The 14,053-nt window shown below is 66.1% G+C and carries 15 protein-coding genes, 1 tRNA gene and 1 pseudogene; 10 read left to right on the plus strand and 7 right to left on the minus strand.

Annotated features, from left to right (window positions below; all coding sequences use genetic code 11):
• Positions 1-99: 99 nt before the first annotated feature.
• Positions 100-387 carry a 50S ribosomal protein L28 gene (gene rpmB / locus SJY11_RS05205; protein WP_326909933.1) on the minus strand — a complete coding sequence of 96 codons (288 nt, stop codon included), beginning with the start codon at positions 385-387 and terminating at the stop codon, positions 100-102.
• A gap of 299 nt (positions 388-686) precedes the next feature.
• On the opposite strand from rpmB, the gene SJY11_RS05210 reads away from it, so the two are divergent.
• Positions 687-1,508 carry a DUF3108 domain-containing protein gene (locus SJY11_RS05210; protein WP_376985375.1) on the plus strand — a complete coding sequence of 274 codons (822 nt, stop codon included), beginning with the start codon at positions 687-689 and terminating at the stop codon, positions 1,506-1,508.
• Positions 1,509-1,628: 120 nt separating this feature from the next.
• On the opposite strand, the gene SJY11_RS05215 is transcribed toward SJY11_RS05210, so the two are convergent.
• Both SJY11_RS05215 and SJY11_RS05220 read right to left on the minus strand, forming a co-directional pair.
• Positions 1,629-1,973 (minus strand): DMT family transporter, encoded by a 345-nt coding sequence (locus SJY11_RS05215; protein ID WP_376985377.1) that lies wholly within the window; start codon positions 1,971-1,973, stop codon positions 1,629-1,631.
• On the minus strand, positions 1,970-3,154 hold the full coding sequence (locus tag SJY11_RS05220; RefSeq protein WP_376985378.1) for a pyridoxal phosphate-dependent aminotransferase: 1,185 nt from the start codon (positions 3,152-3,154) through the stop codon (positions 1,970-1,972). Before SJY11_RS05220 ends, SJY11_RS05215 begins: the two co-directional genes overlap by 4 nt.
• Before the next feature lie 284 nt (positions 3,155-3,438).
• On the opposite strand from SJY11_RS05220, the gene SJY11_RS05225 reads away from it, so the two are divergent.
• From SJY11_RS05225 to denD, 6 genes are all read left to right on the plus strand, one after another.
• Entirely contained in the window at positions 3,439-5,301 is a 1,863-nt protein-coding gene (locus SJY11_RS05225) for an IlvD/Edd family dehydratase (protein ID WP_376985380.1), read from the plus strand.
• 214 nt (positions 5,302-5,515) lie between these two features.
• Positions 5,516-6,355 (plus strand): isocitrate lyase/PEP mutase family protein, encoded by an 840-nt coding sequence (locus SJY11_RS05230; protein ID WP_376985382.1) that lies wholly within the window; start codon positions 5,516-5,518, stop codon positions 6,353-6,355.
• Positions 6,352-6,678, plus strand: coding sequence for a hypothetical protein (locus SJY11_RS05235; RefSeq protein WP_376985384.1), 327 nt, complete (start codon positions 6,352-6,354; stop codon positions 6,676-6,678). The genes SJY11_RS05230 and SJY11_RS05235 overlap by 4 nt, the downstream gene beginning before the upstream one ends.
• Positions 6,675-7,373 carry a GNAT family N-acetyltransferase gene (locus SJY11_RS05240; RefSeq protein ID WP_376985386.1) on the plus strand — a complete coding sequence of 233 codons (699 nt, stop codon included), beginning with the start codon at positions 6,675-6,677 and terminating at the stop codon, positions 7,371-7,373. Before SJY11_RS05235 ends, SJY11_RS05240 begins: the two co-directional genes overlap by 4 nt.
• Before the next feature lie 37 nt (positions 7,374-7,410).
• Positions 7,411-8,157, plus strand: a complete 747-nt coding sequence (locus SJY11_RS05245; RefSeq protein WP_326909917.1) for an SDR family oxidoreductase — start codon at positions 7,411-7,413, stop codon at positions 8,155-8,157.
• Positions 8,158-8,188: 31 nt separating this feature from the next.
• Positions 8,189-9,172: a D-erythronate dehydrogenase gene (gene denD, locus SJY11_RS05250; RefSeq protein WP_376985388.1), complete on the plus strand. Its 984-nt coding sequence runs from the start codon at positions 8,189-8,191 to the stop codon at positions 9,170-9,172.
• A gap of 95 nt (positions 9,173-9,267) precedes the next feature.
• On the opposite strand, the gene SJY11_RS05255 is transcribed toward denD, so the two are convergent.
• The 3 genes from SJY11_RS05255 to rplU all read right to left on the minus strand — a co-directional run bounded on the left by SJY11_RS05255 (position 9,268) and on the right by rplU (position 11,132).
• Entirely contained in the window at positions 9,268-9,921 is a 654-nt protein-coding gene (locus tag SJY11_RS05255; RefSeq protein ID WP_376985390.1) for a GNAT family N-acetyltransferase, read from the minus strand.
• Between the two features lie 151 nt (positions 9,922-10,072).
• The gene (gene rpmA / locus SJY11_RS05260; protein WP_305680153.1) at positions 10,073-10,339 is read right to left on the minus strand and encodes a 50S ribosomal protein L27; all 267 of its coding nucleotides are present in this window, start codon (positions 10,337-10,339) and stop codon (positions 10,073-10,075) included.
• Positions 10,340-10,439: 100 nt separating this feature from the next.
• Positions 10,440-11,132, minus strand: coding sequence for a 50S ribosomal protein L21 (gene rplU, locus SJY11_RS05265; RefSeq protein ID WP_376985392.1), 693 nt, complete (start codon positions 11,130-11,132; stop codon positions 10,440-10,442).
• Between the two features lie 340 nt (positions 11,133-11,472).
• Here rplU and SJY11_RS05270 point away from each other — a divergent pair.
• A tRNA-Ser gene (locus SJY11_RS05270) sits at positions 11,473-11,562 on the plus strand.
• 97 nt (positions 11,563-11,659) lie between these two features.
• A pseudogene (locus SJY11_RS05275) lies at positions 11,660-11,827 on the plus strand (DUF6538 domain-containing protein); the annotation flags it as partial.
• 103 nt (positions 11,828-11,930) lie between these two features.
• Here the strand turns inward: SJY11_RS05275 and SJY11_RS05280 are convergent.
• Positions 11,931-12,836 (minus strand): dihydrodipicolinate synthase family protein, encoded by a 906-nt coding sequence (locus SJY11_RS05280; protein WP_376985394.1) that lies wholly within the window; start codon positions 12,834-12,836, stop codon positions 11,931-11,933.
• Between the two features lie 524 nt (positions 12,837-13,360).
• Here SJY11_RS05280 and SJY11_RS05285 point away from each other — a divergent pair.
• On the plus strand, positions 13,361-14,041 hold the full coding sequence (locus SJY11_RS05285; protein ID WP_376985396.1) for a DUF2161 family putative PD-(D/E)XK-type phosphodiesterase: 681 nt from the start codon (positions 13,361-13,363) through the stop codon (positions 14,039-14,041).
• The last annotated feature ends 12 nt before the right edge of the window (positions 14,042-14,053 follow it).

Below are 14,053 nucleotides of genomic sequence, written 5' to 3' on the forward strand. Positions count from 1 at the left end.
GGATTGCTTCGCTGCGCTCGCAATGACGTCGTGCTGTCCCCCCAAACGAAAAAAGCGGCCTCGCGGCCGCTTCGTTCAGTGCAGAAGAGGCGACACCACTCAGGCGGTGGCGAGCTTCTTCTCGATGTCGCGCTTCAGCGTCAGGGCGCCCGTCGACAGGTCCGAGGCCGGGGCCTTGACCAGGAAGGCGTCGAGGCCGCCGCGGTGATCGACCGTGCGCAGGGCGTTGGCGGAGATCCGCAGACGCACCGAGCGGCCGAGCGCGTCGGACTGCAGGGTGACATTGACCAGGTTCGGACGGAACACGGTCTTCGTCTTGTGGTTCGAGTGGCTGACGAGGTGGCCGGTCTGGGTGGCTTTCCCGGTCAGTTCGCAACGGCGCGCCATGGTATCGTTCCCTAAATCCAACCGGCTGGCTCAAACAAAAATGCCGACACGCGACGTGCCGGACATGAGCACCGGAAGTCAAATTGAAGTCGCGGTTGCATAGCCAAGGCCGGCAGGCGCGTCAAGGAAAAGTCATGCAAACTGCTGCGGTCTCGTGTCCGTGATCGCGGCCTGACCCGCCAGCGCGCTTTGTCGCTCGCCAACCCCGACAAAAAGGGTCACGATTCGGACCGAATCGCCGTGCATGTCGCTCTTCGATCCTGGCATCTGCCGCTGACTGCCCAACATGGAGGAAGTGGATGAAACCCGCCATCGCATCGTCCCTGGGCGGGTGGATGCTCGCCGTCGGAGCCGCGACCCTCGGGCTTCCCGCAGCGGCCGCCTCGCTCGACGCGCGCTACGACGTGTCGCTGCTGGGGCTGACGCTCGGCACGGCCAACCTCACCGGCGGCATCGAGGGCTCCGCCTACAAGCTCGACCTGACCGCCAAGCTGACGGGCCTGATCGGGGGCTTCACCGGCGGGCGCGGCTCGGGGGCCGCCAGCGGCAGCCTCAACGGCACGAAGCTCTCGCCGACCAGTTTTGCCGTCAGTTCGGCAAGCTCCAGCGAGAGCCGCACCGTGCGCATGGCGCTCGACAGCAACACCGTCGCGGCGGTTGCAATCGAGCCTCCGATCGATGCCAAGCCGGACCGCGTGCCGCTCAATGACGGCCATCGCCGCAACGTGATCGATCCGCTGAGCGCCTTCCTGATGCCGGTCGTCGGCAAGGGGCTGTCCAACGCCTGCAACCGGACGCTCCAGATCTTCGACGGCGCGGCGCGCTACGACATCAAGATGAGCCAGTCGGGCACGCGCGAGGTCAAGCTCGACGGCTATAGCGGCCCGGTTGCGGTGTGCCAGGTGCGCTATGTGCCGATCGCCGGCCATCGCTCGCAGCGGCCGAGCACCAAGTTCATGATCGAGAACCGCGACATCAGCACCTGGCTGGCGCCGGTTGCGGGCACCAACGTCATGGTGCCGGTGCGCGTCTCGGTGAAGACGATGATCGGTACGGCGGTGCTGGAGGCCTCGAGCTTCAAGGTCGATCCGGGCATGACGGCGAGCACGGTCAGGAACTGAGGCTGATGGCGTCATGCTCGGGCTTGACCCGAGCATCTCAGGCCGATGAAGCGCCGGAGGTTCGTCCTGCCCGAGATTCTCGGGTCTGCGCTGCGCTCCGCCCGAGAATGACGCCCTTGCTCAATGAGCCGTCGATTTCGAGAAGAGATTGATCACCAGCACGCCGGCCACGATCAGCGCCATGCCCAGGATGGCGGGCGCATCGAGCTTCTGCCCGAACAGCACCCTCGCGATGATGCTGATCATGACGATGCCGACGCCCGACCAGATGGCGTAAGCGACGCCGACGGGGATCGTCCGCAAGGTCAGGGTCAGGAAATAGAAGGCGCTGAGAAAGGCGGCGAGCATGATCACGGTCGGCAGGGGCCGCGTGAACTCGTTCGACGCCTTCAGCGCCGAGGTCCCGATGACCTCGCTGACGATCGCCGCCGCCAGATAGAGGTAGCTGGCGCCGCCGAAGCTCATGCGGCCTTCGCGCTCTTCAGGAACGTGCCCATGCGCTCCAGCGCGCGCTCGATGTTCTCCAGCGAGTTGGCGTAGGAGAGGCGGATATAGCCCTCGCCATGGATGCCGAAATCCGGGCCGCCGATGGTGGCGACGCCGGTTTCCTCGAGGAGGGCGGAGGCGAGCTTCTTGGCCTTCCAGCCGGTCTGCGAGACGTTCGGGAAGGCGTAGAAGGCCCCCTTCGGCACGATGCAGGAGACGCCGGGCAAGGCGTTGAGCCCCTTCACCACCGCCTTCCGGCGCCGGTCGAACTCGGCCAGCATCATCGCGACCGCGTCCTGCGGGCCGGTCAGTGCCGCAAGGCCCGCCCATTGGGCGGGTGCGTTGACGCAGGAATGCGAGTTGACCGCCAGCTTGCGGGCGTTGTCGTAGAGGGGCTTGGGCCAGATCGACCAGCCCATGCGCCAGCCGGTCATGGCATAGGTCTTCGACCAGCCGTTGAGCAGGATCAGCCGGTCCCGGATCTCGGGGTAGCTCAGCAGGCAGACATGCTGCTCGCCGTCATAGAGCATCTGGTCGTAGATCTCGTCGGACATGATCGCGACATCGGGGAACTTCGCCAGCCCCGCAATGAGCTTGTCGACCTCGGCCTTGGGCGTGACGCCGCCGGTGGGGTTGGCCGGCGAGTTGACGATCAGGAGCCGCGTCTTCGGCGTGATCAGCGCGAGCGTCTCCTCGGCTGAGAAGGCGAAGCCGTTCTCCTCGCGGATCGGCACAGGAATCGGCGTCGCGCCGGTGTACTCGATCATCGAGCGGTAGATCGGGAAGCCGGGGTCCGGATAGAGGATCTCGGCGCCGGGCTCGCCGAACATCAGGATCGCCATGAACATGGTGACCTTGCCGCCGGGCACGATCATCACGCTTTCAGGCGAGACCTCGACCTGGAAGCGCTTGTGCAGATCGGCAGCGACCGCCTCGCGCAGCGGCAGGATGCCGTTGGCCGGGGTATAGCCGTGATGGCCGTCGCGCAGCGCCTTCACGGCGGCCTCGACGATGTGGTCGGGGGTCGGGAAGTCGGGCTGGCCGATGCCGAGATTGATGATGTCCTTGCCCTGGCGCTGGAGTTCGGTGGCGCGCGCCAGCACGGCGAAGGCGTTCTCCTCGCCGATGCGGGCGAAGGCGGGGACGACATGGAGCGTCATGGCGGGCTTCCTCGGGATCGGTCGCGATGCGGCCCGCTCAGGGGGCCTTGCCTTCTCTTGGCGTCAAACCGGCCCTGGCGTCAAACCGGATCGCCCGGCGACCGCCGCCGCCACTTGCGACATGATTGCATGCTGTATGCAGCCTGCGTAAATAGTATGACTATCGACCGGATCGGCTCTTGCCGCGCCGGGGACGATGGGCATGATGAGCCTGTCTCACATTGGTAGAAGCAGAGATCGGCAAGCGGCCGTCAGTGCCCGCGCCGTGCGAGAGGACAACGAGGATGGCCAAGACCCCCGAAGGCAATGTGCCGCGCGAGGACCGCCCGGTCGCCACGACGAAGAAGAAGGCGCCGCGGCGGATCAAGCCGGAGCAACTGCGCTCGAAGGCCTGGTTCGACAACCCCGCCAATGCCGACATGACGGCGCTCTATATCGAGCGGACGATGAATTTCGGGCTGTCGCGCGACGAGCTGCAGTCGGGCCGGCCGATCATCGGCATCGCCCAGACCGGCTCGGACATCGCGCCCTGCAACCGCCACCACATCGAGCTCGCGCACCGCGTCCGTGACGGCATCCGCGAGCGCGGCGGCGTGCCCTTCGAGTTTCCGATCCATCCGATCCAGGAAACCTGCAAGCGCCCGACGGCGAGCCTCGACCGCAACCTGCAATATCTGTCGCTGGTCGAGATCCTCTACGGCTACCCCCTCGACGGCGTCGTGCTGACGACCGGCTGCGACAAGACCACCCCGGCCCAGCTGATGGCGGCCGCGACCGTCGACATTCCGGCGATCGCGCTGCCCGGCGGGCCGATGCTGAACGGCAATTTCCGCGGCGAGCGCACCGGTTCGGGCACGATCGTCTGGAAGGCGCGCCAGATGATGGCGGCCGGCGAGATCGACTACAAAGGCTTCGTCGATCTGGTGGCGTCTTCTGCGCCGTCGGCGGGCCATTGCAACACCATGGGCACGGCGACGACGATGAACTCCATCGCCGAAGCGCTGGGCATGACGCTGCCGGGCGCGGCCGCGATCCCCGCGCCCTATCGCGACCGCTACGAGATGGCCTATCTCACCGGGCTTCGCATCGTGGACATGGTCTGGGAGAACCTGATCCCGTCCAAGATCATGACGCGCGAAGCCTTCGAGAACGCGATCGTGGTCAATTCCGCCATCGGCGGCTCGACCAATGCGCCGATCTCGGTCAACGCCATCGCCAAGCATATCGGCGTGCCGCTCGACAACGAGGACTGGACGGCGGTCGGCTACGACATCCCGCTGCTGGTCAATCTGCAGCCGGCCGGCGAGTATCTCGGCGAGGATTACTACCGCGCCGGCGGCGTGCCTGCCGTGGTCGCCGAGCTCGTCGCCAAGGGCAAGATCAAGCCCGCGATCACCGCCAATGGCCGGACGCTGGCGGAGAACTGCGAAGGCTTCTTCGCGGAGGACCGCAACGTCATCAAGGCCTATGACGCGCCGATGAAGGCGCAGTCGGGCTTCCTCAACCTGCGCGGCAACCTGTTCGATTCCGCGATCATGAAGACCAGCGTGATCACCCCGGAGTTCCGTAAGCGCTATCTCGAGAACCCGAAGGATCCCAACGCCTTCGAAGGCAAGGCGATCGTCTTCGACGGGCCGGAGGATTACCACCACCGCATCGACGATCCGGCGCTCGCGATCGACGAGCACTCGATCCTGTTCATCCGCGGCGTCGGGCCGATCGGCTATCCCGGCGCGGCCGAGGTGGTGAACATGCGGCCGCCGGATTATCTCATCAAGAAGGGCGTCACGGCGCTCGCCTGCATCGGCGATGGGCGGCAGTCGGGCACCTCGGGTTCGCCCTCGATCCTGAACGCCTCGCCGGAAGCTGCGACGGGCGGCGGACTGGCTTTGCTCGTGACCGGCGACAGGGTCCGCATCGATCTGAACAAGCGTTCGGCCGACATCCTGATCTCCGACAAGGAACTGGAGGAGCGGCGCGCGGCGCTGAAGGCTGCGGGTGGCTACAAGTACCCCAGGAGCCAGACGCCGTGGCAGGAGATCCAGCGCAAGATCGTCGGCGAACTGTCCGAGGGCATGGTGCTGAAGCCGGCGGTCAAGTACCAGAAGATCCACAAGAAGTTCGGTGTGCCGCGCGACAATCATTGATTGGGCGCGGCGTCATGCTCGGGCTCGACCCGAGCATCTCCGGCAAGAGATTCTCGGGTCGGCGCCATGCGCCGCCCGAGAATGACGCCAACGGACGCCATTCCACGCACGCAACGGCGCCGATCCCGCGGCGCGTAGCGCCGGGGCTGACAAGGCGCCGCTTTGCGGACACTATGCGCCTCTGGCTGCCTATGCGTCTCTGAAACGATTTAAAATGGCCTTTTCCCCTCAGGTCGATGCCTTTCGCGCGCTCCACGAGTCCGGCTGCTTCGTCATGCCGAACCCGTGGGATCTCGGCTCGGCGCGCTGGCTGCGCGGGCAGGGCTTCAAGGCGCTGGCGACGACGAGCGCGGGCTTCGCCTTCACGCAGGGGCGGGCCGACCAGGACGTGCCGCGCGACATGATGCTCGCGCATATCGCCGAGATGGTGAGGGCGGTGCCGGACTTGCCGGTGAACGCCGATTTCGAGAACGGCTATGCCGACACGCCCGACGGCGTGGCCGCCAACGTCAAGCTCTGCGTCGCGACCGGCGTCGCCGGGCTGTCGATCGAGGATGCGACCGGGCGCGAGGACGAGCCGCTCTATCCCTTCGAGCTCGCGGTGGAGCGCATCAAGGCGGCGCGCAAGGCGATCGACGAGACCGGCTCCGGCGTGCTGCTGACGGCGCGAGCGGAATGCTACCTAACCGGTCATGGCGAGCCCCTGAAGGAGGCCGCACGGCGGATCGAAGCCTATGCTGCGGCCGGTGCCGACGTGCTCTATGCGCCCGGCCCGAAGACGGTCGCGGATATTGGGACGATCGTCTCGGCGGCCGGCGGGCGGCCGGTCAATGCGCTGGTCTACGGGGATTTCGGATTGTCGGTTCCAGACATCGCGAAGGCTGGGGTGCGCCGGATTTCGATCGGTGGCGCGCTTGCGCGCGCGGCCTGGGCCGCCTTCATCGAGGCGACGCGGCTGATCGCCGAGGAAGGCAGCTTCCGGGGCTTTGCCGGCAATGGCACTTCCGCGCCGCTGAACTCGTTCTTCACCGAAGACCTGAAGGCGCGTTCGTGAGCAACACGCTCCTCATCGCCCCGGCCTGGCTCGGCCTCAGCGGTCTCTGGACGCTCGACGCCAAGGGCAGGCGAAAGCCCGCCGACGCGGAGGATCTGGGCCTGTCGGAGGACCTCGCCGACCGGCTCGAGGCCTGGATGGATGAATTCGACGCCATCTACCAGGAAGAGCAGGAGGCGCGCTCGCGCTTTCCCAGCGAGGCCGAGCAGCGCGTCTGGGAGGCCGAAGGCACGGCGATTGCGGGCGCGATCGCGGCCGAGCTCGGTTCGGGTTGGACGGTGTCGACCGATCTGACAGGTTGGCAGGAGATGACCAAACCATGAGCGATACGACCCCTGCGGCCGAGCCCAACCCGATCCTGAACTGGACAGCGCCGCCTTTTCCGCCCGCGCGTGTGCTGGAGGGGCGCTACTGCCGGCTCGAGCCGATCGACCCCGCCCGCCATCTCGACGACATTTGGGCCGTGAATGCCGGCCACGACCACATCTGGCAGTGGATGCCGGCGGACCCGCCGCAGACGCGCGAGGCCTATCGCGAGTTGCTGGCGATGATGGTGTCGAAATCGGGCATCGTGCCCTTCGCGATCATCGACAGGGCGGACGGCAAGCCCAAGGGGCACCTCTGGCTGATGGAGATCCGCCCCGAGCATGGGGTCTTCGAAGTCGGCTACATCACCTATTCGCCGGAGCTGCAGCGGACCCGCGTTGCCACCGAGGCGATCCATCTTTGCGGCGGCTACGGCTTCTCGCTCGGCTACCGGCGCTTCGAGTGGAAGTGCAACAATCTGAACGAGCCGTCCAAGCGCGCCGCGCTGCGCTTCGGCTTCCGCTATGAGGGGCTTTTCCGCCAGCACATGGTGGTCAAGGGCCGCAACCGCGACACCGCCTGGTTTTCGATCCTCGACAGCGAATGGCCGGCCGTGAACGCCGCCTTCGAGGCCTGGCTCGATCCCGCCAATTTTGATTCAGACGGCCATCAGAAGGCCCGTCTCGAGAGCTTCAGGGCCGCGCAGGCCTGATGTCACCACCAAGAAACGCGAAGGCGAGGACAACAGCATGGCAGGACGTTTGAAGGGCAAGGTCGCGGTCGTCACCGCCGCCGGCCAGGGCATCGGGCGCGCGATCGCGGAGGCCTTCGTCGCCGAGGGCGCGACCGTCTGGGCGACCGACAAGGACGTCACGCTGCTCGAGGGCATCCCCAAGGCGAAGAAGCGCAAGCTCGACGTGCTCTCGAACAAGGCGGTCGAGGCCTTCGCGGCGAAGGTCGGGACGATCGACATCCTCGTCAACGCCGCCGGTTACGTCCATCACGGCACGGTGCTCGACACCGACGACAAGGCCTGGGACTTCTCGTTCGACCTCAACGTCACTTCGATGCACCGCACGATCAAGGCGTTCCTGCCGGGCATGCTGGAGAAGGGCGCGGGCTCGATCGTCAACATCGCCTCGGGCGCCGGTTCCGTGCGCGGTATCCCGAACCGCTACGCCTATGGCACGACCAAGGCGGCGGTGATCGGGCTGACCAAGGCGGTCGCCGCCGACTTCATCAAGAAAGGCATCCGCTCGAACGCGATCTGCCCGGGCACGATCCAGTCGCCCTCGCTCGACCAGCGCATCAAGGATCTGGCGGTCTCGACCAAGACCACGGAAGCGGCGGCGCGGCAGGCCTTCATCGACCGCCAGCCAATGGCCCGGCTCGGCACGGCGCAGGAGATCGCCTGGCTCGCCGTCTATCTCGCCTCCGACGAGGCGAGCTACACCACCGGCCAGATTCATCTCGCCGATGGCGGCTTCGCGCTCTGAGCGCACAAGAACAACAACAGGGAGGAAGCCCATGCACATTCTCGTTCTCGGCGGCGCCGGCATGGCCGGCCGCAAATTCATCGAGCGTCTCGCCCGTGACGGGCAACTGGGGGCTAAGCCGATCGCCAAGGTGACGGCGCAGGATGTCGTCGCGGCGCAGGCTCCGAAAGGCGCTGCCTTCGCCTTCGAGGCCATCGTCTCGGATCTCTCGGTGCCGGGCGAGGCTGAGAAGCTGATCGCCTCGCGGCCAGAACTGATCGTGCATCTCGCGGCGGTCGTCTCGGGCGAGGCCGAGGCCGATTTCGAGAAGGGCTACAAGATCAATCTCGACGGGACGCGCTTCCTGTTCGAGGCGATCCGCCTGACCGGCGACGGCTACAAGCCGCGTGTCGTCTTCACCTCCTCGGTCGCCGTATTCGGGGCGCCGTTCCACGACAAGATCGGCGACGAGTTCTTCACGACGCCGCTGACGAGCTACGGCACGCAGAAGGCGATCTGCGAACTGCTGCTCTCGGACTATTCGCGCCGCGGCTTCTTCGATGGGCTCAGCATCCGCTTCCCGACGATCTGCGTGCGGCCGGGCACGCCCAACAAGGCGGCGTCGGGCTTCTTCTCCAACATCATCCGCGAGCCGCTGAACGGCATCGACGCGGTGCTGCCGGTGTCGGACCAGGTGCGCCACTGGCACGCCTCGCCGCGCTCGGCGGTCAACTTCCTGCTCCATGCCGCAACCATGGACCTGGCGACTGTGGGCCCCCGCCGCGCCCTGAACATGCCGGGCTATTCCTGCACTGTGGCCGAGCAGATCGAGGCGCTGCGCAAGGTCGCCGGAGACGGTGTCGTGGCGCGCATCAAGCGCGTGCCCGACCCTGTGATCGACAAGATCGTCGAGGGCTGGCCGCGCAACTTCGATCCGCAGCGGGCGATCGCGCTCGGCTTCAAGGCGGAGTCGAGCTTCGACGAGATCATCCGCATCCATATCGAGGATGAGTTGGGCGGCAATTTCGTGAAGTGACGGCCTGAATCGTCATGCTCGGGCGCGACCCGAGCATCTCCTGATCGGGATTCTCGGGTCGGCGCAAAGCGCCGCCCAGGAATGACGTGGGACGCTCACGCCGGGCAGGGTTCGCCCGGCGTGTCGACGGCGACGGAGGGCTCGATCTCTGGCGCATGGGTCCAGCCGCTCGTGCCCCAGTTCTTCAGGGCCGCCCAGGTCGAGCGGTCGAGCCGGTACTGCTCGCAGGGGAAGAGTCCGCCGCGGGCCGGCAGAGACTTCAGGAACGAGCCCTCGGCTCGGAAGCCCGACTTCTCCAGCACGCGCTTGGAGGCCGGGTTGATGACCCGCGCATCGGCCTCGATCGCCTTGATCTCGCTCAGCGAGAACACAGTGTCGATCAGCGCCTGGGTGGCCTCCGTCGCCAGCCCCTTGCCCCAATGACCGGTGCCCAGCCAGTAGCCGATGAAGGGCACGCCCGTGGCCTGCCTGTGCGCACCGATCATGCCGATCAGCTCGTTGGGCTTCGAGCGCGGCGTGATCGCCAGCACCAGATGCTCGCCGAGCGCATTGCCCTTGCGCATGGCGAAGATGAAGGGCTCGACCGCATCGACCGGGTAGGGATGCGGGATCGAGGCCGTCATCTCGGCCACGGCTTTCTCCCCGGCCTGACGCAGGATGGCGGAAGCGTCCGCCATGCGCGGCCAGCGCAGCCAGAGACGGCGGGTCTCGAGCCGGAAGACATCGTCGCGGGTCAATTCGGGGAACATCTGAGTCTCTCCGTCGGCGCAAACGAAAAAGGGAGCTGGGATTTTGTCCCACCTCCCTTTCGCTGACCTTGGGTGACCCGTAGAGGGCTGGACCCCTGATCCGTTCCGGTTCGATGGAACCGGCGGATCGGAGAAGTCCCTATCCGCCGTCTTATTCTGCGGCCTCTTGGGCCGGGACTACGTTCACGAAAGCTCGGCCGAGTTTGGTCGTGAATCGGACGCGACCCGTCGTCGTGGCAAAAAGGGTATGGTCTTTGCCCATGCCGACATTGGCGCCGGGATGCCAGGTGGTCCCACGCTGCCGAATGATGATGTTGCCCGGAATCACGGACTGGTCGCCGAACTTCTTGACGCCCAGGCGCCTGCCTGCCGAGTCGCGACCGTTGCGGGACGAGCCGCCTGCCTTTTTGTGAGCCATAACGCCCTACCTCAAAACTGATGTGTGTTCTCTAACCCGAATCGGCGGCAAAAGCCAGCCGGTCCGGGAAGCGAAAGCGAAGTCGACCTGACGGGTGGCGTCAGTAGTCCTCGCCGGAAGCCAGCTCGGCCTGGTCGGCCTTGGCCCGCGGGGGCTTGCCGGCCAGGAGTTCCTTGGCCTGCTCGACCCATTCCTCGCGGGTGGCGCGGCCGCGGAGCTTGAGCTCCTCGTCCCACTTGGCGACGTCGGCCTCGGTCCAGGCGGCGATGTCGTTCCAGGAGGTGATGCCGGCGGCGCGCAGCTTCTTCTCGATGGTCGGGCCGACGCCCGAGATCAGCGAGAGGTTGGAGGCGTCCAGCGCACCGGCCTCGGCCTTGGCGGCCTTGGGAGCCTTCGCGGCCGGCTTGGCCTTGGCCTCGGCAGCGCCGGCCTGAAGCGCGACGGCCGAAGCCTCGCCCTTCTTCATCTCCGGCTTCTTGCCGCCGGTGAGAATGTCGGTGATGCGGATGATCGTCAGCTCGGCGCGGAAGCCGCGCTTGCGCTTGGAATTCTGGCGGCGACGCTTCTTGAAGGCGATGACCTTGTCGCCGCGAGCCTGCTCGACGATCTCGGCGGCAACCGTGATCTCGGAGAGGGCCTTGGCGTCGAGCGTGGTCTTCTCGCCGTCGGTGAGCATCAGCACGGTGTCGAAGGCGACGGTGTCGCCCGGGTTGCCTTCGATCTTGGCGGTGGTGATGCGATCGTTGGCGGTTACGCGGAACTGTTTTCCGCCGGTCTTGATGACTGCGAACATTTTATCCTCCATGTTCGGCCCCGCCCTGTCACGGCCTCGACGAGGCACATGCGGGACGGCTTTTTGGCAGTCGTTACGGGTCAGGGTTCGCTCTTGAAGGCTCTCTGCTCGCGCGGGGCGAAACCAAGGGGCTAAAAGAGATCGGGCGCGGGTTTCCCCACGCCGGACGAGGCTCGATAGTCGCTGGGGTCGCAGAGGTCAAGCGAAAGCGTCGCGAACCCTGCCGAATGCGACGCTGCAAAGACGACGCGGGACAGAATGCGGCCGGCGTGCGAGCGAAGGCTTGTTTTGGCCGAACGCCGCGTGTAGTAACCAGCCCGCTTCGACCGAAGGCGACCGCGGACAGGTGGCAGAGTGGTTGAATGCACCGCACTCGAAATGCGGCATACCCGCAAGGGTATCGGGGGTTCAAATCCCTCCCTGTCCGCCATCATCCCGCTAAGGGACTGATCCACTAAGAGTTCTGAAAATCAGTGGCTTGCAGCCGCCCGAGTGGTACACACGGGTGGTTGACAATGGCTCTCGCAATGTCGCGCCCCTGGAAGCATCCCAAGACCGGCATCTGCTGGTTTCGCAAGGGCACCCCGGGCGAGTTCCGCGCCCTGCTCGGCAAGACCGAGGAGAAGCAGAGCCTCGGAACCCGAGATCCGTGCAAGGCCAAGTTCAAGCAGGCGGAGGTGCTCGTCGCCTTCGAGAAGCGCTGTGCCAACCTGAAAGTCGGCCCGCGTTCGCTGAGGGAGCGCGAGGCGCAGGAGTTCACCCGATCCGCTCACGACACCTGGCTCGCCCGCTATCCGATTAGCCGAGGACTTGATAGGGCCCGAGACGCGCGGCATGGCGCTGGACGAGGTCGAGGCCGAACGCAGTGGGGCGCAGCGCCGGCGCCCGGTCATGGATCTCGATGCCGGCGCGCGCGCCGAACAGGCGCTTGCCGTAGCAGATCAGGCTTTCAAGGGACTGCATGATGAAGACCGTCGTCGCCAGCATCTCGCGATAGGCGGCTTCGGCGCTCTCCTCGTTACCGGCGTTGAGCCGCGCATGCGCGGCCAGTGCATAGTCGATCGTATCGGGGGCGAGGATCATCCCGGCGCAACCGGCACGAAAATTATCGATCAGTTCGAGGCCGCCGCGGCCGTTCATGACCGGCAGTTGCCCATCCGTCGCCTCGATCAGATGCCGGATCTCCACGACCGAACCCTCGCCCTTGACGAGGCAGATATTCGGATGCTGCGCCACCAATTCGCGAATGTCATCGGCGGAGAGGCCGCGCCCCATATAGGCCGGCGCGTTTTGGATGGCGACCGGCAGCGACGTCGCCTCGGTGACGCGCCCGAAGAAGCGGATGTACTCTGCCGCGCCGAAGCTTCCGACCATCGGTGGCTGCAGGATCACCCAGTCGGCCCCCACCGCCTCGGCCGCGCGGACCTGCTCAACCTGCTCTGCGACCGACGAACCGAAGATCGTGAAGGCCAGTGGCACGCGCCCGTCGGTATCCTCGGCGACCCATTCCATCACCATTCGCCGCTCGGTTACGCCGAGCTTCGAGACTTCGGTCGCCAGCCCGAGAGCCGCCATCCCGTGGACGCCGAGCCCAAGACAGATCTCGACCTGCTTGCGCATCGCCTCGCGGTTCAGCCGCTCCTGCGCATCGAACAACGCATAGACGATCGCGTGAATGCCCGTGAATGGCGGCTTGAAGTCCATCTCGTTTCCTCCCCGTGGTTCAGCATTGAGGCGCGACCCTACCGCAGGTGGCGTTTAAGTCATTCAATCAAAAAGGTTATCGTCATTGAGAGGGAGGTCACGATCGGCGCCGATCGTGACCCCTCCCTGAACGGTGATAGGCCATCCATGTCAGCGGGTTAAAGGCAGAATACGTGGGGTCAATCGTTGGCGCTTATTCACAGTCTACGAGTTCAACCGGCGTTGAGTGCGAGCCCTGTGAACCCGCCCGAGTCCGCTGGACGATAGGTCACAGGAGTGGTACACGCGATCAAAGTTTGCAGCTCTCAAGCTATTGAATTTATTGATCTCTCTAGGAAGATTGGACAATCCCTCCCTGTTCGCCACTTCCCCGCCGCCGAAGGATTTCCCAGGATACCTCAGGCGAGTCGCCGCACCTTCGCTGGCCGCGAGCTCTCGCGCTGAAGCCTCCGCAGGGCAGATGGTGCTGCGGTCTCGGCGGCTCTTCCACCGCCCCGGCTGCATGACGGTTGTTTGAGGTCCCCGTGGAAACGTCGCTCTACCTGCCGGTCAAGGCCTTCCTCGAGGGGCTGGGCTACACCGTCAAGGGCGAGGTCGGGCCTTGCGATCTCGTCGGGGTGCGGGCGGGCGATCCGACCGTCGTGGTGATCGGCGAGCTCAAGCTGACCTTCAATCTCGAGCTGATCCTGCAGGGCGTCGACCGCCTGAGCATCGGCGACGAGGTCTGGCTGGCGGCGCGGCTGTCGGCCCGGGGCAAGGGCCGCGAGAGCGATCCGCGCTACCGCAATCTCTGTCGCCGTCTCGGTCTCGGGCTTTTGGGTGTGGCCTCATCCGGCGAGGTCGATGTGCTCGTGTCTCCGGTTGCGCCGACGCCACGCAAGGACCCGCGACGGCGCTCTCGTCTCGTCGATGAACACAAGCGCCGTCAGGGCGATCCCGTCGTCGGCGGCGGCACGCGCCGGCCGGTGATGACCGCCTATCGCCAGCAGGCCCTGGCCTGCGCGGCGGCGATGGCAGAGGGGCCGCAACGGCCGCGCGACCTCAAGCCGACCTGCCCGGATGCGCAGAAGATCCTGCACCGGAACGTCTATGGCTGGTTCGAGACAACGGGCCGTGGCGTCTATGCGTTGACTGCGGCGGGGCGGGCGGCGCTCGCGGCATGGCGTCCGGCGCCGGAAGCGGGGGCAGCCCCCGCAGCCGAGTGACCGGCAGGAGCG

The organism is Allobosea sp. R86505 (assembly GCF_042466375.1).
In the GTDB taxonomy this organism is placed as follows: Bacteria; Pseudomonadota; Alphaproteobacteria; order Rhizobiales; family Beijerinckiaceae; genus Allobosea.